This is a genomic window from Endozoicomonas sp. PH6C (assembly GCF_059322965.1).
Genome location: NZ_CP185342.1, coordinates 2,017,985 through 2,042,510, shown reverse-complemented (window position 1 = coordinate 2,042,510; position 24,526 = coordinate 2,017,985). Strand labels below are relative to the sequence as shown.

Annotated in this window: 19 protein-coding genes; 9 read left to right on the top strand and 10 right to left on the bottom strand. The window is 48.4% G+C overall.

The genetic code is table 11. The annotated features are described in order from the left end of the window. Nucleotides 1-80 precede the first annotated feature (80 nt). Nucleotides 81-1,001, top strand: a complete 921-nt coding sequence (ttcA, locus tag ACOMG9_RS08305; RefSeq protein ID WP_448216578.1) for a tRNA 2-thiocytidine(32) synthetase TtcA — start codon at nt 81-83, stop codon at nt 999-1,001. Nucleotides 1,002-1,188: 187 nt separating this feature from the next. On the opposite strand, the gene ACOMG9_RS08300 is transcribed toward ttcA, so the two are convergent. Beyond that, nucleotides 1,189-2,022, bottom strand: coding sequence for a glucosaminidase domain-containing protein (locus ACOMG9_RS08300; protein WP_422409105.1), 834 nt, complete (start codon nt 2,020-2,022; stop codon nt 1,189-1,191). Between the two features lie 433 nt (nt 2,023-2,455). On the opposite strand from ACOMG9_RS08300, the gene ACOMG9_RS08295 reads away from it, so the two are divergent. The 3 genes from ACOMG9_RS08295 to ACOMG9_RS08285 all read left to right on the top strand — a co-directional run bounded on the left by ACOMG9_RS08295 (nt 2,456) and on the right by ACOMG9_RS08285 (nt 5,727). Next, nucleotides 2,456-3,067 (top strand): Yip1 family protein, encoded by a 612-nt coding sequence (locus ACOMG9_RS08295; RefSeq protein WP_448216577.1) that lies wholly within the window; start codon nt 2,456-2,458, stop codon nt 3,065-3,067. 143 nt (nt 3,068-3,210) lie between these two features. Beyond that, complete coding sequence (locus tag ACOMG9_RS08290) at nt 3,211-3,723, top strand: SprT family zinc-dependent metalloprotease (protein ID WP_448216576.1); 513 nt, start codon at nt 3,211-3,213, stop codon at nt 3,721-3,723. A gap of 351 nt (nt 3,724-4,074) precedes the next feature. After that, nucleotides 4,075-5,727 carry an AMP-binding protein gene (locus ACOMG9_RS08285; protein WP_448216575.1) on the top strand — a complete coding sequence of 551 codons (1,653 nt, stop codon included), beginning with the start codon at nt 4,075-4,077 and terminating at the stop codon, nt 5,725-5,727. Between the two features lie 138 nt (nt 5,728-5,865). Here the strand turns inward: ACOMG9_RS08285 and ACOMG9_RS08280 are convergent, their stop codons facing one another. Continuing rightward, nucleotides 5,866-7,563 (bottom strand): glycoside hydrolase family 36 protein, encoded by a 1,698-nt coding sequence (locus tag ACOMG9_RS08280; RefSeq protein WP_494530068.1) that lies wholly within the window; start codon nt 7,561-7,563, stop codon nt 5,866-5,868. A gap of 127 nt (nt 7,564-7,690) precedes the next feature. After that, complete coding sequence (gene recQ / locus ACOMG9_RS08275; protein ID WP_448216573.1) at nt 7,691-9,520, bottom strand: DNA helicase RecQ; 1,830 nt, start codon at nt 9,518-9,520, stop codon at nt 7,691-7,693. A 156-nt stretch (nt 9,521-9,676) separates the two neighbouring features. Between recQ and ACOMG9_RS08270 the strand changes: the two genes are divergently transcribed. Further along, complete coding sequence (locus tag ACOMG9_RS08270) at nt 9,677-10,282, top strand: YecA/YgfB family protein (protein WP_422133203.1); 606 nt, start codon at nt 9,677-9,679, stop codon at nt 10,280-10,282. A 78-nt stretch (nt 10,283-10,360) separates the two neighbouring features. On the opposite strand, the gene ACOMG9_RS08265 is transcribed toward ACOMG9_RS08270, so the two are convergent. Then, a complete protein-coding gene (locus tag ACOMG9_RS08265; protein ID WP_448216572.1) occupies nt 10,361-11,722 on the bottom strand; it encodes a substrate-binding domain-containing protein in 1,362 nt (453 codons plus the stop codon). A 177-nt stretch (nt 11,723-11,899) separates the two neighbouring features. Here ACOMG9_RS08265 and ACOMG9_RS08260 point away from each other — a divergent pair, with 177 nt between their 5' ends. Continuing rightward, nucleotides 11,900-14,137, top strand: coding sequence for a tyrosine-protein phosphatase (locus tag ACOMG9_RS08260; RefSeq protein ID WP_448216571.1), 2,238 nt, complete (start codon nt 11,900-11,902; stop codon nt 14,135-14,137). A 41-nt stretch (nt 14,138-14,178) separates the two neighbouring features. On the opposite strand, the gene ACOMG9_RS08255 is transcribed toward ACOMG9_RS08260, so the two are convergent. From ACOMG9_RS08255 to ACOMG9_RS08230, 6 genes are all read right to left on the bottom strand, one after another. Then, a complete protein-coding gene (locus ACOMG9_RS08255; RefSeq protein ID WP_317145885.1) occupies nt 14,179-14,547 on the bottom strand; it encodes a MerR family transcriptional regulator in 369 nt (122 codons plus the stop codon). After that, a complete protein-coding gene (gene ihfA / locus ACOMG9_RS08250; RefSeq protein ID WP_317145884.1) occupies nt 14,519-14,830 on the bottom strand; it encodes an integration host factor subunit alpha in 312 nt (103 codons plus the stop codon). Before ihfA ends, ACOMG9_RS08255 begins: the two co-directional genes overlap by 29 nt. An 89-nt stretch (nt 14,831-14,919) precedes the next feature. Further along, entirely contained in the window at nt 14,920-17,298 is a 2,379-nt protein-coding gene (gene pheT, locus ACOMG9_RS08245; RefSeq protein WP_448216570.1) for a phenylalanine--tRNA ligase subunit beta, read from the bottom strand. 44 nt (nt 17,299-17,342) lie between these two features. Beyond that, nucleotides 17,343-18,371, bottom strand: coding sequence for a phenylalanine--tRNA ligase subunit alpha (gene pheS / locus ACOMG9_RS08240; protein WP_448216569.1), 1,029 nt, complete (start codon nt 18,369-18,371; stop codon nt 17,343-17,345). Nucleotides 18,372-18,598: 227 nt separating this feature from the next. Continuing rightward, on the bottom strand, nt 18,599-21,103 hold the full coding sequence (locus ACOMG9_RS08235) for a DnaA ATPase domain-containing protein (RefSeq protein ID WP_448216568.1): 2,505 nt from the start codon (nt 21,101-21,103) through the stop codon (nt 18,599-18,601). Between the two features lie 375 nt (nt 21,104-21,478). Beyond that, nucleotides 21,479-22,057 carry a hypothetical protein gene (locus ACOMG9_RS08230; protein ID WP_448216567.1) on the bottom strand — a complete coding sequence of 193 codons (579 nt, stop codon included), beginning with the start codon at nt 22,055-22,057 and terminating at the stop codon, nt 21,479-21,481. 240 nt (nt 22,058-22,297) lie between these two features. Here ACOMG9_RS08230 and thiS point away from each other — a divergent pair, with 240 nt between their 5' ends. From thiS to thiH, 3 genes are read left to right on the top strand one after another with little or no spacing between them, the layout of a single operon-like run. Next, nucleotides 22,298-22,498: a sulfur carrier protein ThiS gene (gene thiS, locus ACOMG9_RS08225; RefSeq protein ID WP_448216566.1), complete on the top strand. Its 201-nt coding sequence runs from the start codon at nt 22,298-22,300 to the stop codon at nt 22,496-22,498. Between the two features lie 57 nt (nt 22,499-22,555). Beyond that, nucleotides 22,556-23,323, top strand: a complete 768-nt coding sequence (locus ACOMG9_RS08220) for a thiazole synthase (protein WP_448218628.1) — start codon at nt 22,556-22,558, stop codon at nt 23,321-23,323. Then, nucleotides 23,323-24,438 carry a 2-iminoacetate synthase ThiH gene (gene thiH / locus ACOMG9_RS08215; protein ID WP_448216565.1) on the top strand — a complete coding sequence of 372 codons (1,116 nt, stop codon included), beginning with the start codon at nt 23,323-23,325 and terminating at the stop codon, nt 24,436-24,438. The genes ACOMG9_RS08220 and thiH overlap by 1 nt, the downstream gene beginning before the upstream one ends. Nucleotides 24,439-24,526: the final 88 nt, after the last annotated feature.

Here is a 24,526-nt window from a genome sequence, read left to right as displayed (position 1 = left end):
CAGTAAGTCACCCGGTTTAACCGCCCCCTCTAAGGGCCTTAAATGAAGTTGGGTACTTTCAGAGACAAGACAGAACCAAAATGCAGAGCCAAACAAAAAGCGCAAAAACCCACTTCAACAAACTACAGAAACGCCTGAGACGAGAGGTAGGTCGGGCCATCGCCGAATACAACATGATTGAGGACGGCGACCGCATCATGGTCTGTCTGTCCGGGGGTAAGGACAGCTATACCCTGCTGGATATTCTGCTGAACCTGAAGACTTATGCGCCGGTCAATTTTGACCTTATTGCAGTCAACCTTGATCAGAAACAGCCTGGCTTTCCTGAACATGTACTGCCTGATTATCTGGAAACCCTGGGTATTGAGTACCGCGTTGTTGAGGAAGATACCTACTCCATCGTCAAAGAGAAGGTGCCTGAAGGCAAAACCACATGCGCACTCTGCTCTCGGCTGCGCCGAGGCATCCTCTACCGCACGGCCAGCGAACTGAAAGTCACCAAGATTGCCCTGGGCCATCATCGGGATGATATTCTGGAAACCCTGTTCCTGAACATGTTCTACGGCGGCAAGATGAAAGCCATGCCGCCCAAACTGGTCAGTGACGACGGTCAGCACACGGTGATCCGTCCTCTTGCCTTCTGTCGTGAAAAGGATATTGTCCGTTTTTCCGAGTTTAAGGCATTCCCGATTATTCCCTGCAATCTCTGCGGCTCTCAGGAAAACCTTCAGAGGCAGGCAATCAAGGCTATGTTCACCGAGTGGGACAAACGCTTCCCCGGTAGAATGGAGAGCATGTTCAGAGCTCTGAGGAACGTAGCGCCCTCCCATCTGGCAGACAGCTCACTGTTTGATTTCAACAATCTGTCGGCGGATGGTCAGCCTGTTAAAGATGGAGACACTGCGTTTGACCCGGTGGATGTACCTCTGGCCTTCAGGGATGAAAACGATGAAGAGGAAAAGCCTGAACAAGCTTCCATTGTGAATATTGTTAACCTCTGACACGCACACTCTTGGCTTTGCTTTGGCCAGGTTCTTGAATCACTCCAGGAACCTTGCTGATGCAACACGCCTTCCCTGACTCGTTACTTTTATCCAACCCCTCCGGTATTCACCGGAGGGTGCTGCCTGCTGCTGAGGCATCAGCAATATAAGTGCAATCAATGGCTACACTATTGCTCTGGGCAGACTAGTGGCCCGTTAGAGGCTTTTCCAGGTCGTACTTCAACAAATCATTACTCTCAATCATGGATACCAACTCTTCTATATAATCAATACCTCTGGAGGAATAGGCATAAAGTCCCTGTGCCAGTACCGGCCCGGTAACCGGGTGTCCCATGGATTTTCTTTTTGAACGCAGCTCCCTCAAACCCTCATAATGATGGCTGGTATTGAGGTTATGCATATACGACCGAACCGATGCCTCCAATGAAGAAAACTTCCTGACTTCGTAGGTCGCACCTTCCGGACGCTCACCAGGAACAACACCACAGCCCGGAGTAAAACACCACTGGCCAAAGTAGTTGTTGGCTTCAACGGCAAACCTTGAAGTCCCCCAGGCCGACTCGTTAGCCGCCTGCACCAGAGCAAGCGATACCGGGATCTCGTCCGCCCTGTGCAGCAGGTCGTCATAAAGCGCATCACTGACTTTAAGCTCTTCATCCACTCTGAACTTTCGGGCCATATCCAACAGCCACTTTTCTTCGCTTTCATGCAGAGCCGATTTTTCCCTAAGCATCTTAACTTCCTGACGAATACCCGCCAGACGCTCATTCTCTTCATCAACCATTTGCTTCACGTGGGCAAAGAACTGACTTTTCTTCTTATTGACGTCCTCAATGGCAGCAAAGTCGGGAATATTCTTTTGAACCTTTTTTTCAACCTTGACTTCCTCCCTGGTGACCTTTTGCACCTGTTCTATTGCGGGCTCTTTAACAGGCTGAAAATCTCTGTTGTACCCGCTTCCCAGAGCAACGAGCCCTGCCAGCAGTAAAAGAAACAAACGATCAATTCTAGTCATCATGGTCTATGTCATTCTCCTGAGCCCGTCCGGCAAAAACGAAACTATTTAGACACTACTTTTTAACAAAAACGGCTTCGCCTGAAGTCATGTAATCATTCCGGAGTTCTATGATACTAACCGTTTAGTCTCACAATCCACCAAACCAGCGAACTGAACCAGACAGTCATGCCGAAGCCTTTATGAGACTGATAAACGAGGAAATAATTGCCCTATTATTCAATAAAAGAACCTGTATTGGGACGATATTACTTTACTTCGTATAAGAAATATGTAAACACTGAAGTCAAGGCTATCGAACGATCCTGTTGAACAGGAAGAGCCGATGCCTGTCACAGTGAATAATAACAACATATTAGCCGCTGTTTTGTAGCTGATAACTTAGCAAAACGTAAGGATTACCAGCTACTGGTACAGCCATAACGGAGGTTGCACCATGATATTAAGTCACTTTTGGGGGCTTCTCTTTCGTCCGAAAGAAGAGTGGACCGATATTCGGGAGCACCCTCCCGGCATTATTCGCCTTTACCTGGGTCAGGTCATATGGCTGGCTGCCCTGCCAGCGGTCTGTACTTATCTGGGGACGACTCGAACCGGCTGGACAGTCCCGGGCAGTGATCAGGTCGTCAAGTTAACGGAAACCAGTGCTGCTTTCATGGCATTTTTTGCCTGGCTGGCCATACTGGCGGGCGTTGCCGTTATGGGTGCATTCATCCAATGGATGGCAGAAACCTTTGGCAGCAAACCCAACATGACACAGAGTGTTGCATTTAGCTGTTATACCGCTTTACCACTCTTTCTGGCGGGCCTGTGCGGGCTTTATCCCTCTATCTGGCTGACTATTGTTGCTGGCACTATCGCCATGTCCTGCTCAGCCCTGATGCTGTATTCCGGTTTGCCAACCTTTATGCAGATACCTAAGGAGCAGGGGTTTGTCTATGCCAGTTCTGTGCTTTGCATCGGGCTGGTTGTTCTGGTCTCGATTATGATCACTACCGTGATCTTCTGGGGTATGGGTGTAAGCCCCGAATACATTCAAGTTTACTGAAGTTCAGCGCCAAGCCAGATGAATTAAGCTGTATCATCTGGAAGTGATGCCTTGATGAAACCTGCCTGATTATTCCAATAAACCCACTGTACAGATACAATCCCTCTGCTATCCTCCCATGAGTTTTCCAAGTCAGCCTGTTTATGTCGAATATACAATGCCCCTATTTGCCTACCGTTGAGTTACGGGTCAGTGAGCTTTACTGCCTGGCCGAGCGGCATTTTCTTAAACGATTTCCACGCCCCCGGATCAGTCTGAGTTTAAGAGGCGAAACGGCCGGACAAGCCTGGACCGAAAAAAACCTGCTTCGTCTGAACAAACAACTGCTCAAAGAAAACCAGGAACATTTTCTGAAGCATACCGTGGGTCATGAAGTCGCACACCTCATTGCCCACCAACTGTTTGGCAGAAAAATCCGCCCCCATGGCAGAGAGTGGCAATTGATTATGCAAGAGGTGTTCAGACTCCCGGCCCGGAGAACCCACAGCTACAACACCAGCAATGCCAGCAAAAGACCATTCCTATACAGTTGCAGCTGTGCAGGAAAGACCATCCCGCTCAGTTCCATTCGCCACAACAGGGCCGTAAGAGGTGCAGTCTATTTGTGCGCCCAGTGTCGAGAACCTTTGAAATTCGTTGAGAAAATCAACGTTTGATGATCAGTGCTTCAGGGGGAATTGCGGATCAATTATCGTTAAATTTTTTAAAATACAATAAGTACTCAGCCATACGGAATCGAATATTTCTGGCTTATTGGGCAGGTGCTCTGCAAGGCGCAACAACGGGAACATAGCAAGCTATGTGACCAGAGTTGCAACGCATCACGACTGCATGGATGCAGGAGCTAGAGCAACGCAGGAGCAGTTGCCGCGAGTGCCTGAACAATAAGTCAGAAAATATGATTTCGTATGGTTGAGTACTTAATTGTTGTATCTATCCATTGTACAAGTTAGAGTTCATCCGTTAGCTAATGTTAGCAACCAAAGAATGTACGAAAAAATAATAATATGAAAAATCGTAGAGCCCCCCTGGCACAAATGCAGCTAAACGTTGCAAGGCATCCCGATAAGGTCTGGCTTAATCAGCCTGACAACAGGCAATGGACTTCTTACACTTGGGGGGAAGCTGACGAGCAAGCCCGCAAGATCGCTCGAGGTCTTTTATCCAATGGAATATCAAAGGGCGATAAAGTCGCCATCATCGCCAAAAATTCAGCCGAATGGTATATTGCTGATTTAGCCATCATGATGGCAGGCCTGATCAGTGTGCCGATATACCCAACAGCTGGGGCAGACAACATAAAATATGTGCTTGAGCACAGTAATGCAAAGGCTATTTTTGTTGGCAAACTGGACAGCACTGAAGCCCTTTCAGAAGCAATGCCAGATGACTTTCTCAGCATCTCATTTCCATACCCTACACTTGATTGCAAAGAGCAGTGGCTTGACTGGTTGAATAATTATGAGCCACTAAAAACACTCCATAATCCGGATATCGACGATCTATTTTCTATTATCTATACCTCAGGCAGTACAGGCCTTGCCAAAGGCGTCATGATCAGCCAGAGAAATGTAGCTTCTTCGGCCATGGCTGGAGGTGAGAAGTTTTTAACAGGTCAAGAAAGACGGGTAATGTCATATTTACCTCTTGCCCACATTACTGAGCGATGCGTTGTTGAACTCCCATCAATTTATTACTCCGCCGAGATTTTCTTTGTTGAGTCCTTAGATACTTTTGTCGATGATGTTCGTTATGCTCGTCCCACTGCTTTTTTATCAGTGCCCAGATTATGGACTAAGTTTCAGTCACAAATTCTGGCCAAAATGCCCAACAAAAAGCTACAAACTCTTTTGAAAATCCCCATTATCGGTAAATTAGTAGCAAAGAAAATTCGCACTGCTCTTGGCCTGCAGGAAGCTAAAATTTTCGGCTCTGGTAGCGCACCTATCTCTCCAGAGGTTTTGAAGTGGTTCCAAAAGTTGGGTATTCGTATTAGCGAAGGCTGGGGTATGACCGAAACCTCAGGCTTATCGTGCTGCAACATCCCCTTCAAACCCACTGATATTGGCACCATAGGCAGCCCTCAGTCTTGTGTCGAAATGTCACTTTCCGAGCAAGGAGAAGTGTTGATTCGAGGAGAAGCGGTATTTAAGTCTTACTACAACAATCCTGAAGCAACAGACGCTGCCTTTGAGAACGGCTGGTTTAAAACAGGTGATAAAGCTGAAATAACCTCTGAGGGTTCATGGAAAATCATTGGTCGGGTTAAAGAACAATTTAAAACCAGCAAAGGCAAATATGTTTCTCCGGTACCTATCGAGTCGAGCCTCGGTCGTAACCCGGATATCGAGCAGGTCTGTGTTATGGGGATTGGGCGCAAACAACCTATAGCAATGATTGTACTGGGAGAAGGCGCTTCAAAAGATCGTGACCAGCAAAAAGAACAATTGGTCAGCACGATGACATCGGTTAATAATGAGTTGGAGGCTCATGAAAAGCTGGATCATATCATAGTCGCCAAAACGACCTGGAGTATTGAGAATGAAATGCTCACTCCAACACTGAAGCTAAAGCGGGATCAGCTTGAAAAGGAATATGGTCATTTTTTAACTCTGAAACATGACTCAGAAGTTATTTTTGAAGAGGAAATAGGCAGTTAAAAAGTGAAAGGTACAGTCTATTTATGTACCCAGTTTCGACAGCCTTTAAAGTTCGTTGAGATAATCTGCGTTTGAAGACCATTGCTTCCAGGGCAATTAAAGAGAGGTAAACCTCTGTTTTTTGGGAGTGAGCCTCTCTTACATCGAAGCAATGATCGCGCGGCCCGTTAGCCCTGCTGCCAATAAAACCCTGACCTTTTGAACAGGCCCCTCAGTGAGCTTCTCGCCGCTCCAGTAATCGTACCAATAAAGAGGGTGATCGGAGGTCAATGTCACCTCCCTGGCATTCTCGTTGTAGTTAAATAAACAGTGGAGTTTTTTACCCTCTGTTAATGCCAGAGAAGCGTGATGTAAAGACAGTGAAGTAAATTGAGCGGCGTCTTGACTATAACGATGGCGCAGTATCAATTTGCTTAACGTCGTTTTAGCAAACGGAGTAAGATCAGGCAGCGGATCGCCCGAAAGCAGAAGCCCGCCACTGGCGAGTAATACATTGCGATGAAAGTCATAATTACAGGGATCCGTTGATTGATTAGCAAGCGAAACAAAGGTGCCGCAATCAGGATCAATCTGCCACAATTTACGATGCTGCCAACTACGATGGAAGGTTTCTTTCGCAATTTGCTCAAACCGCTGAGCGCTCCGCTCCACATCGTCCGAGACTCTCATGGCATCAACAAGTCCTAAAGACGGCCACATGGGTGCGTTACACCCAAGTAAAAGAGCATCCTGAGCGCCTTTCGCTATTGCCTCCATACCCATTCGGTACGCCTGCACTCCGGTGACGCCTTTCTGATAACGTTTTCCTTTGAGCGTTCCCCAGTAATTGGCATCAAGTTTAAACAGCTCAACACCCCACTCTTCTCGCATGGTTTTGACTATGTGAGTTAGATGAGCCTGTACCTCGGGGTTGGATGTATCCAATACGTACCAGGGGGTACAACGCCAACCTCCGTAGGTCACATCTTCGGCCTTGAGGAGATCACCGCTATGATGGCGAACAAACCACGATGAATTCTGTTTAAACACTTCTGACTCAGGCTGAGCAATAAAAGGAGCAAGCCAAATCGCCGACTTTTTTCCTTTGCGCTTGATCTCCGCTATTAATTCTTTCACTCCTCCAGAAAATTTATCCGACGGAGTCAACCAGTCGCCCATAAATGCCTGATAACCATCATCCAACAGTACCCACTCCAGATCGCTGAGATCTCCCGTCATTACATTCAGATTCTGGCGGATATTGTCTTCGGTGACATCAGCATAATAGGCATACCAGGAACACCAGCCGATGGGGGCTGGTTGCACGACGCCTGCCCTTGGGGGGTGATGCTGAGCAATCAACCCCGCGTATTGTTGATAAAGTTGAGGTAAAGAGCCTCCAGTTAGCACGACGACAGATTCCAACTCTCTGCTGTCCCAGTCCTGAGGAGAAGTTCCTTCCCCATCGATAGAGGCTGAGACCAAAACACCTCTCTCACCACTGACTATTTCGAAGTAGCCCGCATAGCGATGACAACAGGTAAAACCAAACAGGGTGTACTCCGCTGAATCGTCTACAACCAGGTAGTTGTAGTAACGCTTTCCCTGCTGCTCTCCATAAATCCGGTAACTACTGCTGCTATCCGGACATCGACCAATATCAACCGGTTTGTCGTACGTCCCGGTGGTTTGCGCCAACATCTGAAATCCATCACCCAGCAAAGTCGCACTATGACCAAAATCAAACTCACTGGTGAATAGCTGATAGTTGTCCGGTATTGGATCGTTATGTAAACCGATATAGTGAAAGGTCACCTGGTTTTCACGAGCTTCATCCAGTAGGTCTGGATTTGCCAATGTGATTTCTCTGTGACACGGTAGATGAATGGTATGAGACATAAGAACCTGCTAAAGCCGATAAAAAGAAAACCGATAGCGTGATTCGAAAAGCACCCATACTCCAGCATAGAAAAAAATACCCGGATCAAACAGTCGAAACAACAAACCCGGATATTAACTCTACAAAGGTCTGCCCATATTTTTCCAGCTTATACTCACCCACCCCTGAAATATGAGACAGAGCTTCCAAACTGGCGGGTTTAACCGCTAACATTTCATAGAGTGTTTTGTCATTAAAAATGACATAAGCAGGAACACCCTGCTCTTCCGCCAGCTCTTTACGACGCGCTCTCATGGCTTCCCATAATGGACGATCATGGTCGTCAATAATAACTCTGCCCTGATCCACTCTCCGGGTTTTGCGTGCTGCACTCTCAGAGGCGTATTCAAAGCGATCCTGACGGAGCAATAATCGCTCACTGCCTTTGAGCAGAGGACGGCATTTTTCATTCAATTTGAGAGCCCCATGCCCTTCTACATCAACATTTATATACCCTCTGGACACCAACTGCCGGAAAATTGAGCGCCACTCACTCTGTTTGAATTCACTACCTATACCAAAAGTGCTTATCCGTCGGTGACCAAATTGACTGACTTTGGCCGTTTCTTTGCCAAGCAGAACGTCGACCAGATGAGAGACTCCAAACATTTGCCCGGTCCGGTAAACACAGGAAAGGGCTTTTCTGGCGGCTTCCGTACCATCCCAGGTCGTCACCGGCTCCAGACAAAGGTCACAGTTGCCACACTTATCTTTCAAGGGTTCATCAAAATACTCCAGCAACACCTGACGGCGACAACCCGTTACTTCACAGAGAAACAACATGGCCTCCAGCTTTTGCTGCTCAATTCGCTGAATTTCAGGCGCTGCGGTAGAATTCGACTGAATCTGTCTCAGCAACATGACGTCCTGAAGACCATAAACCATCCAGGCAGTAGCCGGGAGTCCATCACGACCGGCCCGACCGGTTTCCTGATAATAAGCTTCGATACTTCTTGGCAGGTCCAGGTGAGCAACAAAACGAACGTCAGGCTTATCAATCCCCATTCCGAATGCCAGGGTAGCAACAATAATCATGCCGTCTTCGTTGAGAAAACGATGCTGATTATTCTTGCGATCGTGAGCTGTCATACCGCCATGATAAGGCAGTGCTTTTCGGCCCTGGGCATTCAGCCAGGCAGCAGTATCCTCCACCCGTTTTCTGGAAAGACAGTAGACTATGCCCGAATCATCAGGGTGCTCTTTTTCCAGAAATCTCAACAATTGCTGCTTACCCTGCTTCTTCTGACTGATGCGGTAAAAAATATTGGCCCGGTTAAAGCTGTCAACAAACACCCTGGCCTGCGCCAGACCCAGACGTTCGATAATTTCCTGTCGGGTTCGTTTGTCTGCTGTGGCGGTCAGGGCAATTCTGGGAACCGTTGGAAAACGTGTTTTCAGTACCGAGAGCTGCAGATATTCAGGCCTGAAATCGTGCCCCCATTGCGACACACAGTGAGCCTCGTCAATAGCAAACAGAGAAATCTGTATCCGATCCAGCTTCCTTAGCATCATTTCAGTCATCAGACGTTCGGGAGCAACATAGAGCAGGTCAATATGCCCGGTGAACAGCTCCTGCTCTATTCGGTACTGCTCTTCCATGGAAATGCCCGAATTCAGGCTTTCGGCCCGAATACCTATCTGCTTGAGATTACGGATCTGATCTTCCATCAGGGCAATCAGAGGGGACACAACAATAGCTGTACCCGCCATAACCAGAGCCGGTACCTGGTAGCAAAGTGACTTACCACCGCCAGTAGGCATAAGGACCAACGTGTCACGCCCTTCTGTGACCTCTCTGATGACCTCTCCCTGGAAGCCACGGAAAGATTCGAACCCGAAAGTATTTTGCAGAACATTCAGAGCAGGATCAGTCATTACAGTCCAATGCACATTTAAACGACGGTGATTAATTAGATAAGAAAAGACAAACCAGTATACCATCAAACTGAGGACCTGACCGAGAATAGACAGGAATCTTTCAGAAAACTACTGTAGACTCCCCGGTTTTCATTCATACCGGATTCTCTTTAAATGCAGGACATCTGTTCTACTCTGGAGCCGCTGCTGAACAGGTATGCGGATGAGGAAGGTTTTACTTTCCACGCCATCCATGGTTTCTATAGCGCCATGGCTATCGTCCCGTTCGAATTGAAGACCGATGTGCGTAATGAGATTCTGTTTGGCACTCGGGTAACACTCTCCGGGGAAGATTCAGCCCTTCTGGAACAGGCTCTTGATCAGTTGTCACGAGCGATAGATCGACAGTTCAATGAAGAAGAAGGCTTTGAGCTTTCCTGTGAAGAATTTGCCGACCCGAATGATGAAGACCTGCTGGACTGGTGCTGCGGTTTTCTTCAGGCTCATATGATGACGGAAGAAGAGTGGTTCCGAGAGAATGAACAGGAAGTCAGTGAACTGTTGCTCCCGGTCATGCTCGGCTCTGGTCTGTTTGACGACGAGCCTGAGTTCGAAGCTATTCTGGAAGACGAAAAGCTGACTGAAGATATGTGCAGCCAGATACCTGAGGTGTTGATGGAGCTTTATCTGATGTTTAACTCTCCAGAGGAGGCCAGCGGCAAGCCGCCAGCCAATAAGTTAAAATCAGCCCGCAAGGCCCCACCGCGCAGGCACCGGTAACATAGTCTGCACTGCTCAAGAAGGAAGTGAACAGTGCTTCATGCTATTGTACCGCCTTTATGAAATTTATCGGTGAATTCAAAAGGAGGCCGCCACTTGATTGGATTCACTGTCTGCTTTGACCCAGACTTCCACCCGGCGGTTTCTTATTTTACTGGCCAGACTCTCTGCTGAAGACAATGCCATATACTGACCGTAACCCCGGTACTGGATTTTCTTCCGTGGAACTCCAGCCTTGACCAGAGCTCTTCTGACCACATCAGCCCTGAGCTTAGCCAAAAGATCTGAATTTCTCGATTGCGCCCTCTGATCTGCGAAACCAATTAACAGAACCTCGCCTGGCTGTCGATCAATGAAACGCGCCAGCCTTTCAATATCATTGATAGCCTTGTTATCAAGCTGGGCACGCCCCTGAGCAAAGCGGAAATTAACAGACGCACGGTCAAACTGGTCAACAATCCGCTGATAATCCTCTGGTGCAGACTGCACATCAGGGCTCATCAGCTCAACCGCCTGATGAACATAACCAACAGAAGCTACGACAGGTTGTGCCTGATCGCTGGTTGCAAAACGGAGAAAGTCGAGAGCATCAGGATCAGCGTCCTTTTCTGGCAGATACATATAAAGACGGCGACTCAGAACATAATCTTCCGTCGAAACATGCAGCAGCTCAGGCTTCAATGCTCTGTCAGTGCCTTCAGAAACCATCAATGGTCTGGCTCGACCAATGGTATTCAGGCTGACAAAACCAATGCCCCCCGGGGTCGATGCCACCTTGTCAGAGACATCGGCATTGGACTCAAAACGCATGGCAGTTGGGTCGAGCTGGTATTTTTTGGCCAACACGAGGTTTTTGAAAGTATCCCAGGTTCCCGAACGATCATCGCGGGCAAACAGCGAAACCGGCAGATCGGCCCCTCCCAATACTTTCCAGTTCTTCACTTCACCAGAAAAAAGACGGGCAATATCTTTGATATCCAGCTTGTTAATACTGTTACCCGGATTCACAATAATCGCCAGACCGTCAATGCCAACAACATACTCTGCTTCCAGACCGCTGAAATCGCCCATGCCAGACAACATGGCCTGCTCTTTAGTCTTTATCGGTCGTGAAGCGGCGGCAATCTGTCCTTTCCCGCTGGCCAGTGCTTTAAAACCACTGGATGAACCATGTGCAGCAATAAAGATGCTGACCAATTGACCCTTAGCGGGTAAAAAGCCAGTCACTTTGACCTCATTATCCAGACCGGTCGGGAAAACACCTACGCCTTCTGCCCCCAGATACTTCAGATAGGACTCAGCTAATGATGGCCCTAATCTGGCACCCACAGTATTTGAGCCATGAATCGAGAACAATAATTCTTCTTGAGCCTGAGCGCCAAAAGAAACAAGAGATAAGAATGAATAAAACAGCAGAGATCGGAATGTTGTTATTGTCATGAGTAAATTTCAGAGCACACTTCTAATTTTTCGGTGAGTCTATCGGCGAATTATGACAGAAATATGACACCCATTAACGATAAACGCCTGTCAGCGCCGCTTGACCCTGACTCTGTGGAAAATGTTACATAGCCTTTTATACTGCAAGAATCAGGGAAAATTCTCAGGAGAGAGGTTGTGGGCAATACAATTAATAACGGCGGGACTTCTTCAATAGGCCATTCTCAAACAGCGGGCGCTGATCCACAGAATTCAATAACCAAGACAGTCAAGGTCAACGGTAAGCTCTACAATTGCAGTGCTTCGAAAGTCTGGGGTTTGAGAGTTGCACGGGAAGTTCTCGGTGTTCACGGCCTGGTTAAACCCGTCTATGACCACTTCCACGGCAAGTTGCAAGAACATCGCGCTGATAATACACCGAACCCACCAAAAGCGCCTTCAACACCGCTTTCAGAAAGAAGTACCCGCCCACTGCCCAAGCTTCCCAACCAGATGAATGAGCAACCCAAGACCCATTCTAAACCTGCTAATATACCGCTTGCAGTCAGAAACAGCAGTCCTGAAACCCAACCGGCTAAAGCCCTGACAGCTCCGGAAATCATTAAAAACTTAGAGCATGGCAAATTTGAGGATAAATCCGGCTTCTCACTCAACAAGTTCTCGGAAGCCGTCCAACAGCTCTCTACTGCGGATATCAAGGAATTGTTGTTTCAACTTAGCCAAAAGGAAGACCCTGGTTATGATACGATCATGCAAGAAGTACGAGAAATTTATGCTGAAAGAAAAGTCACCGAGGGGCTGAAAAAATTTGGTGAGAATGTGCAGGGCCTCAAAAACGAATTTGCCGGACGCTATGCCGATTCCCCCAAACTTGCAGCTGCGATGCTTGCAGAGATAGATCGTCAAGTTGGTCTTCAGGAAGCTCCCGACTCCCGATCCCTTGAACTTAAGGAACTGACTCCATCCTTGCAGGGTATCTATGGGTCAAACCATGGATCCCAACTTGAATTTGGCACTCACCAGGGAGCCTCGCTTAACTTGGGTCAGGAGTTCCCCTTTAGGCCTGACGACGCTGAAATTAATAGGCAATACAAAAATATCAAAAGCCCACAGATACAAGGAAGGATCGATAACCAACATTTCTTCATTAATGAGGCACATCCAAAATTTTCTGACATCCATCTTGGTAATAATAGAAGCAAAGGATTTGCACCAGGAGCTCCCTATCATGCTGCAAAAGTCGACCTGCCTGGTGGTAGTTTTATCGCCAGTCAGGGGCCACTTGAAAACACAGAAAACAACTTCATAAAAATGCTTGCTCATCATCGTCCTGCCGTTTCAGTTTCTCTTGTTAACTCCAAAGAACTCGAAGATCCGAAAACTTCCCATAAACCAGATAAGAAACGTTCTATTGAAGTTGGCCCTAAGGAAGTCGGCGAAGAAAAAAACTGTGGCGGCGTTAAGGTTAGACTGGATGGACAGTACTCTTTTGATGAGGGTAGAGTTACCGTCAAACAACTCTCCATTAATGGCGAAACACAATTCAGGGTTTATGATAAAGGCTGGGCAGACCATAGCGCCGGCACCCCGGAAAGACTGGCAAAACTGTCGGTACTGGTTGAAAAGTTACGTCAGCACCCCTCTGTTGCAGCCAGGTCAAACAACCCCACCGTCGTCAACTGCAATGCGGGAGTCGGCAGAACCGGAACCTTCATCACGATTGATAACAGCCTGCGGCAGTACCAAAAAACGGGTGAGGCTCCCCGGGATTTCACTCAAACCATTACTACCGCCCGCCAGGTCAGGAACAAATTCGTGCAAACAGCAGGACAATTCAATACCCTCACAGCAGTTCACGGACGGTTCACACCCTTGTTTAATCCCTTATTGAAAGAAGCGGGTCTGACCGTTGCGACACCTGCTACCCCTCAAAAAGCCCCGGAGCCCAAAGATAACGGACTGGGGTACGGCTCAGAAGATTATGCCGTCGTCAATAAGCAAGCGCGAGATGCTGACAGACTCAGAAGAGCCAATAGGGATGACACTTACGTCAATGTCAACTTTGCAGATAAAACAAAAACTTCTGTTGAAAAGGCTCCAGACTTACCGCCGGTAGCAGCGAAGAGAACAAGAAACAATGGCCCTAAAGATGCCGATGAATTGCTGGATAAAATTACTGGCGGCGGGTATGGAATGACAATACAAACATTCGATAGACAGACGCTGACCACTGAACTTACCCGTGTCTTGCGTCAGGCAAATAAGATTCAGGATCAGGAACAGTTCGTTGAGATTTCTAAATACACCAAGACCTTGAAAGCAGATAAAAACTGGAGTGAGATAGGTCAGCTTATTGATAAAATCGTCAATAACCACACGCAAAACGGCCCCCCGCCCACTCCTTCCCGAAGGTAAATCATACCGGCATCCGCCGGTATTTTTTTATCTGCATATTCTTACTTGGAAGGAATCCCATCCAGCGCATCGACAACATCTTCCAGTTCAGCAATAGTTTGCCGGATCAGTTGTTTGTACTGGGAAGCGTCCAGCTTCTGCACTTCGCCTTTGAGATGATTACGGGCGCCGTCAATGGTAAAACGCTTGTCGTAGAGCAAACTGCGAATTTGCCGGATAAGCAGCACATCCTGTCGCCGGTAATAACGACGGTTCCCGCGCCTGACCGGTTTTAACTGCGAAAACTCCTGTTCCCAGTATCGCAGGACATGGGATTTGACCTGACACAAGTCGCTGACCTCACCGATGGTGAAGTAACGCTTGCCGGGAATAACAGGGAGATCACTCTTCCTGAGCTCTGTTTCCTGCATAAGCCTCGACTCGTGACCTGAGTTTCTGACCAGGCTTGAAAGTCACCACCCTGCGAGGAGAGATAGGAACCTCTTCGCCGGTTTTGGGGTTTCGGCCGGGCCGCTGACTTTTGTCTCGCAGTTCAAAATTACCGAAGCCGGATAACTTGACCTGTTCATTATTCTCTAATGCCTGACGGATCTGTTCGAAAAACTGCTCGACCATATCCTTGGCTTCGCGCTTGTTCAAACCGAGTTCTTCGTGCAGACGCTCGGCTATATCAGCTTTCGTCAGAGCTCCCATGGATAACTTCCGCTCTCTTATAACCAGGGCAGCGAACTGTCGAGCCTGCTCAGAAAACAGGCTCAATACAGAGCGCTCGCATTGGCTGATTAGCTTCGGAGACTGGCACCAAATTCCGATCCCAGCCGACTTACGATGCTGTCAATCACTTGATTAACTTCTTCGTCTTTTAGAGTGCGGGAAGCGTGCTGCAAGGTCAAGCCCAAAGCAAGACTCTTATGACCTTCCGCAATGCCTTTTCCGGCATAAACGTCGAAAATACGAACATCTTTCAACAGCTCAGAGGCTTCTTCCCGAATGACCTGGTTCAGACTGTCAGCCGCCACTTCCTGCTTGACAAGCAAGGCCAGGTCACGACGAACTTCAGGGAATTTTGACAGCGGTGTGAACTCTGTTACTTTGCCCAAGCTCATCGCTTCCAGACTTGCCTCAAACACGATCACCGCATCGTTCACCCCCAACTTTTTCGCCAGGCTTGGATGCAGGGCGCCTATGTGACCAATCACCTTGTCATCACGGATCAGTGCTGCACACTGACCTGGGTGCATGGCATCGTGGCTGCTGTTTTCAAAACGGAACTCCCCTGCAGCACCACCCAGTTCCAGCAGAGCGTCCACATCCCCTTTCAGGTCGTAGAAGTCTGCGGGCTCCGCTTTAATCGCCCAGTTTTCAGGGTAGCGACTGCCTGTAATCACGACAGCAATCTGGTTTTCCTGCCTCAGTGTGTCGCCTTCACGAACAAACGTCTGACCGGTTTCGAACAGACGAACACGGCTCTGCTGACGATTCAGGTTGTAGCTGACTGTTTTAACCAGGCCCGGCAGCAGGGATGTTCGCATGACGGAAAGATCGCTGGCGATGGGGTTCGCCAGAACTACAGGCTCACGACCGGGATCAAACAGCTGATGCAACTGCGGGTCAATAAAGCTGAAGGAGACCGCTTCCTGATAACCACGAGCGACCAGAATACGGCGAATATCCGCTTCTTTAACTCTGTTTTCATTCACTTGCTTAAGCTTCAACAGAGCCGTTGGAATGGTTTCTGGCAGACGCTCATAACCGTAGATACGACCCAGTTCTTCCACCAGGTCTTCTTCTATAGAGATATCAAAGCGCCAGCTTGGAACTGAAACGGACCACTCACCTTCGGCAATAGAACTCATCTCCAGACCCAGTCGTGTCAGCAGAGCTTCGATCAGGTCATTCTCGATGGTAATGCCCAGCAGAGAAGCCACTTTTTCAGCTCTCAGCTTGACTGTGCTCAGTTCAGGCAGGTTGTCTTCGCTCACTGCCTCGGCAACAGGACCTGGCTGACCACCGCAGATTTCCAGAATCAGGGCGGTTGCTCTCTCAATGGCCTTACGCTGCAGCTGGAAGTCCACACCACGCTCAAAGCGATGAGAAGCATCGGTGTGCAGTCCGAAGGAACGGGCTTTACCGGCAATGGTAATGGGATCAAAGAAAGCCGCTTCCAGCAGCACGTTACGGGTGGTTTGTGAGACACCAGAGCCTTCTCCGCCCATCACACCGGCAACACCCAGAGCCTGCTGCTCATCGGCAATGACCAGAGTCCCGGTATTCATAATCACTTCCTGCCCGTCCAGCAGAACCAGCTTCTCCTGCTCGTGGGCCATGCGAACAACCAGGGAACCCTTCAGGGTATCCAGATCATAACCGTGCATAGGCTGACCCAGCTCCAGCATGACATAAGCGGTCACATCGACAACGGGATCAATGGAGCGAATACCGGAACGACGCAGGCGCTCAACCATCCACAAAGGGGTAGGTTGAGTAACATCAACATCTTTCAGGATACGGGTCAGAAATCGTGGCGCCCCTTCCCTGGATTCAACAACCACCTTAAAAGTATCATCAATGGTCGGAGCTACCGGCTCAACCTGAACCTCGCTGACGTCAGCCAGGAAGTTCGCACTGACTTCCCGGGCCAGACCCGCAATGCTCAAACAGTCACCCCGGTTTGGCGTCAGGTCAACATCAATAATCCTGTCATCAAGGTTCAGGTACTCTCGGATATCCTGACCCACAGTAGCATCCGCTGGCAGCTCCATCAGGCCGTCTGAAGATTCAGCCATACCCAACTCTTCTTCCGCACAAAGCATGCCAAAAGATTCAACACCACGCAGTTTGGCTTTCTTGATTTTGAAATTGCCCGGCAGAACGGAACCGACTGTTGCAAAAGGTACACGAATACCCACACGGGCATTAGGCGCACCACAAACCACCTGGAACTCTTCTGAACCAGTACTGACACGGGTGACACGCAATTTGTCAGCATCCGGGTGTTGTTCACAGGCAACAATTTCACCCACAACCACACCGGAAAACTCGCCTGCTACCGGGTCAACGTCGTCCACTTCCAGGCCAGCCATGGTGATCTTATCTACCAGCTCCTGAGTGTCCGCTTCCAGGGCAACCCACTGACGTAACCATTGTTCACTGAATTTCATAGACTTTTCTCAACTCCGTTATTCGATCTGATCGCCGCAAACCGTTAATTGAACTGGCTCAGGAAGCGCAGGTCATTATCGAAAAACTGACGTAAATCGTTTACGCCGTAACGGAGCATGGCAAAACGCTCAACCCCCAGACCGAAGGCAAAGCCTGTGTACTTGCTGGTATCAATACCGGAGTATTCAAACACTTTCGGGTGGACCATACCGCAGCCCAGAACCTCCAGCCACTTGATGGAACCGTCTTCATTGCGTCCCCACTCGATGTCCACTTCTGCAGAAGGCTCAGTGAACGGAAAGTAGGACGGACGGAAGCGGACTTTCAAGTCGTCACGCTCAAAGAACACCCTCAGAAAGTCACTGAGAACACTCCTCAGGTCAGCAAAACTGACTTTCTCTGCCACATAAAGACCTTCGACCTGATGAAACATCGGGCTGTGAGTCTGGTCGGAATCGCAACGGTAAACCTTGCCCGGGCAAACAATGGCAATAGGAGGTTTCTCACCGGCCTTGCTCAGGGCCTCCATGACACGAACCTGAACCGGAGAGGTGTGGGTTCTCAGAACGGTGTTGTCATTGAAGTAAAAAGTATCGTGCATGGCACGGGCCGGGTGATGACCGGGAATATTCAACGCTTCGAAGTTGTGGTAATCGTCTTCGATTTCCGGCCCCTGGGCCACTTCAAAGCCGATGTTGCCGAAGTAATCGGTGATACGCTCCATGGTGCGGGTAACAGGGTGCACCGTCCCCAGGTTCTGGCTACGGCCGGACAGGGTGACATCAATGGTTTCACTGGCCAGGCGAGCTTCCAGAGCCACTTTTTCCAGACCTTCACGTTTCACATCCAGGGCGGCCTGAACCTGCTGCTTGGCTTCGTTAATAAAGCCGCCCGCTTTCGGACGTTCTTCCGGAGACAGTTTGCCCAGTCCTTTCAACAGCTGGGTCAGCTCGCCTTTTTTGCCAAGAAACCGTACCCGAACCTGGTCCAGATCAGCGGCATTGGCAGCTGACTCAACTTCAGCCAGGGCAGAGACGACTATAGGTGAAACAAGTGTTTCCAGATTCTCCATGGGATTCCTGATAACCGATGCGTAGAGAAAATAAACCGCCAATTCTAGCGGTTGAGGAAGGGTTTGAATAGATTTACTTGCAGGACAGATTTCACCAGTACAGGAAAGCCCTGACATTCATAACAGTACTGCGATAAATCGGCCTGAAAATTCCTGCTCCCTCGTCAAATAGCTCGCTATTCTCCTCGGAATCAGAAATTTTTATCCTCAATTTATCGCGATCCTAGCTAAGGACGCTTAAGTCTGTCAGGCTGCTCCTGCGGTCCGGATTCCGAAAAGTCCGGGAACATATACTTTAGCCGCTCTCCGATACGAACCTCCCCATTTAGAAGTTGAAGAAATTTTAAATAATCCATTACAGCTTCCAAGAATAATGTGCGGTTATTGGTTTTCACTACCAGCTTCAAGCCTTCGTCGTGTACTTTCTGAACAACATTTAAGAACTGCTTTATCCAAGTACTACTAACAGTAAAATTACACTCCATAAAAACAGCCTGATGCTCCGTTTTGGATAAATGGCTGAAATGGAAATCCTGGCTTAGAAATTCTGTTCCAGGTAATACGGGAGGGCCCACCTGGCGGATCCGATCAGCTGGAATACTGAGTACTCTGGCCATTTCCTCTATTGGTACGGCGTGCTCAGTGATCACTCCTGCCGCATTGCGGCCATGATACTGACCCAGTTGCGCTATTGCATCAGCAGCCTGTACATCAGGGCTGTGCCACCATTGGGAACGGCAACTGTCTCCCTGCAAATCACTAAGGTAAAGAAAATTATGGGCATACCTGGTTAAGGGCTCGATATCGCCAAGGAATTCAGCTTTGACAGGAATATGATGATTTGAACTGACCATGATAGCTTTCTGAGCAGTCATCACATGTTTCATTGTTTTTGCCAGAAGTTGTTTGCTAAAGTGACCGCCGTTAGCATCATCGATTACCACCAAATCTTTACCGGCAAGCATTTCCTCGATCTTGCTATCCCATTCATTACCCTGGAAGCACTGATACAGTTCGCCTGCCTTATCTGCGTCCAGATACAGGGTGTTGACACCATAGTCGGCTGCTTTTTTGGTGACAGCTACACAAAGATGTGTTTTTCCTAGTCCCGGTGATCCGGTCAGGAACAGTCCCATGGGCTTTTTATACGAGGCTCCACCCTGATTATTAATCACAGCGCGCGTGAACTTCAGGGCCGTCTCATGCATCAGTTCCTGCTGTGTTGAGCGGGGTTCGAATTGATCTATATCAGCATCAAGATTTTCAGTATGGAAACGTGACACCTGGTGCACCGGCTTTGGTTCCATAGCCCGAGTGACAGACAAAAGCGGTTGACGGTGCCAGACTTGATCACACTCGGACAAAAAATTTTCCCAGGTCACAGTATTAAATCGAGCCACGATAGTGATACCACCAATAGGGTGATCGAAGGGCAGGATATCGTCGGTCCACTCTTTATAGCTTGGTTTCCCTTCTTTAATGGCGAGGATTGTCTCAGGACCCTGTGGTCTATTGTAGCCATCAATCAGTATTTTTTTGACCTGCTCGTAGGTTTTCGGTTCATCAAATTCACCCGGACCAAACCCCAGATAGAGATTCTGTCCGCTGTTGTTTTGCCCGGTGCATACCAGATTAAAACCGACAGCATCACCAGTTGCGTGCTTCAAATCGTAGCCTTCTACGCCCTGAATATAGAGGATATCACCCTTTTTTATTTTCAGCTCTGACTGCTCATTACTCCCTGAACCTTTGTAAAACTCGAGATACTCAAACAGACTATAGAGAGGGTTGCTGTACTTGATCCGATTGACATATTCACCCTTTGAGAAGCATCCAATAACTTGGGACATGTGACCGAAAAGGGTGACTGGAATCCTGAACTTTGAGATCGGTGCGCCAAAGATGCGGTCGAATTCGTCGGTGCCAATGATGGTTTCAATGGCCCGATACTGACAGGCCGAAAGGGTCGTTGCACAGTCTGCAATGGTAGGGCCATGAAAAAAAGCATTCAGACGCTCACTTGGTTTATAGCCATTATCCATTGCTACAAAGTTATACTTGTTCGTTATGTCAAAATATTCCGGCAGTGAGTGCTTCCCGAGGTATGAACTTTTTGACAGACCGGGAAGTTCGTGAGTCCGATAATCCTCAGGATAAAAAATACCCAGACGTTTTTTTTCTACTTGGGTCCGATATTTCTTGATACAAAAATCATCCTGAAATGGTTCTTCTCCTGCTTCAGAACCTTCCACTCGACGCTGAAAGCTTGTCTCAACTGAGTCCCGATCAGCGTAGGATGTGTTACTGAGCTGGAGCCAGTCAATTGTATTCTCGGCGAACTGCTCAGCCACGGACTTAGTGCTGCGACTTTTCGGAAAGGGTTTGTAAGTGGGGATTATCTGACGTATAGAGTTGAGATGATCGTTCAAAGTAGCAGTATCGTCGTCCGAGACATTATTTGAAACTGATTTCTTCTCATCACCTGATAGCAAAGATGATACGCGCCTGGACAAAACAGGTTTATGTATCGGTTTCTCTTCTCGCTCGATATCGATTGCGGTTAAAGCTTGCGAATCTGAAGAATCAAATCGCACAGGTGATACACACCTTGAAGGGTTAACCGAAAATTTTCTCGTGGAACTTTCGTCAGAATCCAATTTAGTATATTTAACATCCTCTGCTCTGGGCTGAAAATATGTGCCGGGTTGAAAGCCTTCAGGTTTAATATCCATATTTCTTATCCTCCATTCACTTATGTTTGCTGTTAATACCTTCTTGAAGTCAGCTCATTTAGTCAGCCTGTTCAGTCCTGCCTGACAGTATTTCAGGTCATCTCAAGAGAACGTGCGAATTATATGGTACTGAAACTATCGTCTTAATAGTTTTGACAACCAGGAAATGATTTAGTTCATTGCCAAATGGAGGTGCCCGTTTCAGGAACTTGCAACATAATCTACTAAATATCGCATCAGGTCAGACCTAACCTTTTGATCAAGCTCGCCTTTTTTGCCAAGGAGCCTTGCCCGACCTGGTCCAGATCAGCGGCATTGGCAGCTGACTCAACTTCAGCCAGGGCAGTGACGTTGCTGTGATTTAAAACCTTCCATCTACCTGTGTTTTGAATAAAGGACATCGCAATGAAATATATTCTTTTTTCCCGGGAACTGCGAGCTTGGCTGAACCAATATAAAAAACAAGCCACTTCCTAGCTCATAGCCATTCAATTCTCTGTTTAATGCACTAACAAAGCGAGAAAGCTTACGCTGGCTTATAGATAAATAGTCTTTTTCCTCGACTCCCAAGCCTGCTCCACAGTCTATCTGCTCATGATAAGTGCTAAAAACTTTTATTGTTGATGACCAGGCGTCCGAAGTAATCAGTTGATTCCCAGAAAGTTTTTTATCGAAGATATACTGCACCGAAAAAACAACATCCTCCGGTGTTGCAACATAACCATTTGAAAACAATTCATTTCGAATTAACGCAGAAACACGTTCTGGAGTAGAACATCTTTTATTCAAAGCCTGTGGCAGGTTATGCTCAATGTAAGCCTTAAATGAATCCGATAACGGCAAGCTGTTTGTCTTAACAGTTATTAGTGAATCAGGGTAACATACCGATGAATCCGCATAACATACCGATGCAGCCAGAAAAGCTAAAGCGGTTACTATTTTTCTGAAAACCATATACAACCTCAAGTCATTGCATATATGTAAACTGTTTAACCTGTTTTTCAGTTTTAAGTTCAATATTCTCGTCTCTGACCCTATCCACTAGCCCATAAGCCCTGCCATGGCAAGTCTCGCTACGCCGCTCAAAAAGGCTGACCGAGATCACAAGAACGGCTCCTGACTGCCCACCATTTATCCGGAGAAGAATTTGCTTTAAACTTCCCCCCCTGTTTTCAAAACCTCCCAGAATGATCTATGCAATTTTTTGTTAATGACCAGCCCCTGAGCTTTGAAGCCCCTCTGACGCTCGAGCAGCTGCTGGAACAGATCAATCAGGCTGAAAAGGGCGTGGCACTTGCGGTCAATCAAGAGGTCGTCAGTCGCTCCCAATGGCCCCGCAGAAAAGTAGAAGAAGGTGACCGTATCACCCTGATCAAGGCTACCGCAGGTGGCTGATAGCGCGCAGAAATCGCACTTCGAATGACCGACAATTTATCGAACTACAGGGCTGGTATGCTGACCATTGCTGATAAAACCTTCCATTCTCGCCTGTTTACCGGTACCGGGAAATTCAATAACAGCCAGACCATGGCTGAAGCCATCAGGGCTTCACAGAGCGAACTGGTGACCATGGCACTTAAGCGAGTGGACCTGAGTAATGATCAGGATGATATTCTCTCACCCCTGATTGAAGCAGGTGTTAACCTGCTGCCCAATACTTCCGGTGCCCGCAACGCCAAAGAAGCCGTCTATGCAGCCCAGCTGGCCAGAGAAGCCCTGCAGACCAACTGGCTAAAACTGGAAATTCACCCGGACCCTAAATATTTACTGCCTGACCCCATCGAAACACTAAAAGCCTGCGAAGAACTTGTCGAACTGGGATTTGTTGTTCTACCTTATGTTCACGCTGACCCGGTCTTGTGCAAGAGACTGGAAGAAGCGGGTGCCGCTGCGGTTATGCCTCTCGGGGCACCCATTGGCAGCAACCTGGGCCTGAAAACCGAGGCGTTTCTGAACATCATTATCGAGCAGAGCCAGGTCCCTGTGGTTGTAGATGCCGGTATTGGCAGCCCTTCCGACGCCGCTAAAGCGATGGAAATCGGAGCTGACGCCGTGCTGGTGAATACAGCCATTGCTGTTTCAAATGACCCGGTAGCCATGGGTATTGCTTTCAGGGAAGCCGTGACAGCTGGCAGACGAGCTTACGAGGCTGGCCTCGGAATACGTTCGCACCAGGCTCAGGCAAGCAGCCCACTGACTGCATTTCTGGAAGACTTTTAATGTCATTTGTAGACACGTTTAACCAGTTAAACTGGGATGAAATCAGGATGAGCATCCTCAGCAAAACCGCTGCGGATGTCGAACATGCCCTGTCCACCGGCAGACTGGCCCATGATCAGTTTCTGTCGCTCATCTCCCCAGCGGCTGAACCTTACCTGGAACAGATGGCACAGAAAAGCATGGCACTCACCCGCCAGCGTTTTGGCAATACAGTTCAGATGTACATTCCCTTGTACCTGTCCAACAAGTGCACCAACATCTGTACCTACTGTGGTTTCAGCCTTGACAACAAAATTCGACGCAAAACCCTGAGCACGGAAGAGCTGGACCGGGAACTGAAAGCCATCAAAGCCATGGGGTTTGATCATATCCTGCTGGTGACTGGCGAAGCCCAGGGCACGGTGGGCACCGAATATTTCAAAACCGTACTGGACAAAGTCAGATTGCACTTTTCCCACATTACGCTGGAAGTACAACCTCTGGAACAGAGCGAATACGAAGAGTTGATGGCGCTGGGACTGGACGCCGTGCTGGTTTACCAGGAGACTTACAATCGCCCGGCCTACGGCAAATACCACCTGCGAGGCAGCAAGATGGATTTCGACTATCGTCTGGAAACCGCTGACAGACTCGGCAGAGCAGGCATCGACAAAATTGGTGTGGGCGCCCTGATTGGTCTGGAAGACTGGCGTACAGACTCTGCCATGGTCGCCGCACACCTCGACTACCTGGAAAAGACCTACTGGAAAACCCGATACTCCATCTCTTTTCCCAGACTGCGCCCCTGCGAAGGTGAATTCCAGCCCGTTTCCGTCATTTCAGACAGACAACTGGTACAGCTGATCTGTGCTTACCGCCTGTTTAAACCGGAAGCGGAACTGTCACTGTCCACTCGAGAGTCGGAATCGTTCAGAGACAATGTATTGCCTCTGGGTATTACCGCCATGAGCGCTTTCTCAAGCACTCAACCTGGCGGTTATGCCAATGGTGCCGAAGAATCTCTGGAACAGTTCGCCATCGACGACAACCGTCGTCCTGAAGTGGTTGCAGCTGCGATTAAATCAAAAGGTCTGGAACCGGTCTGGAAGGATTGGGACCGCAGTTATAGCCACTAACCCAAGTCATCTCATGATCTGATTGTCGGGCCTGGTCATTAAGACAGGCTCTGACAGCCTGATGATACATAGCTCTTCCGCCAAACCC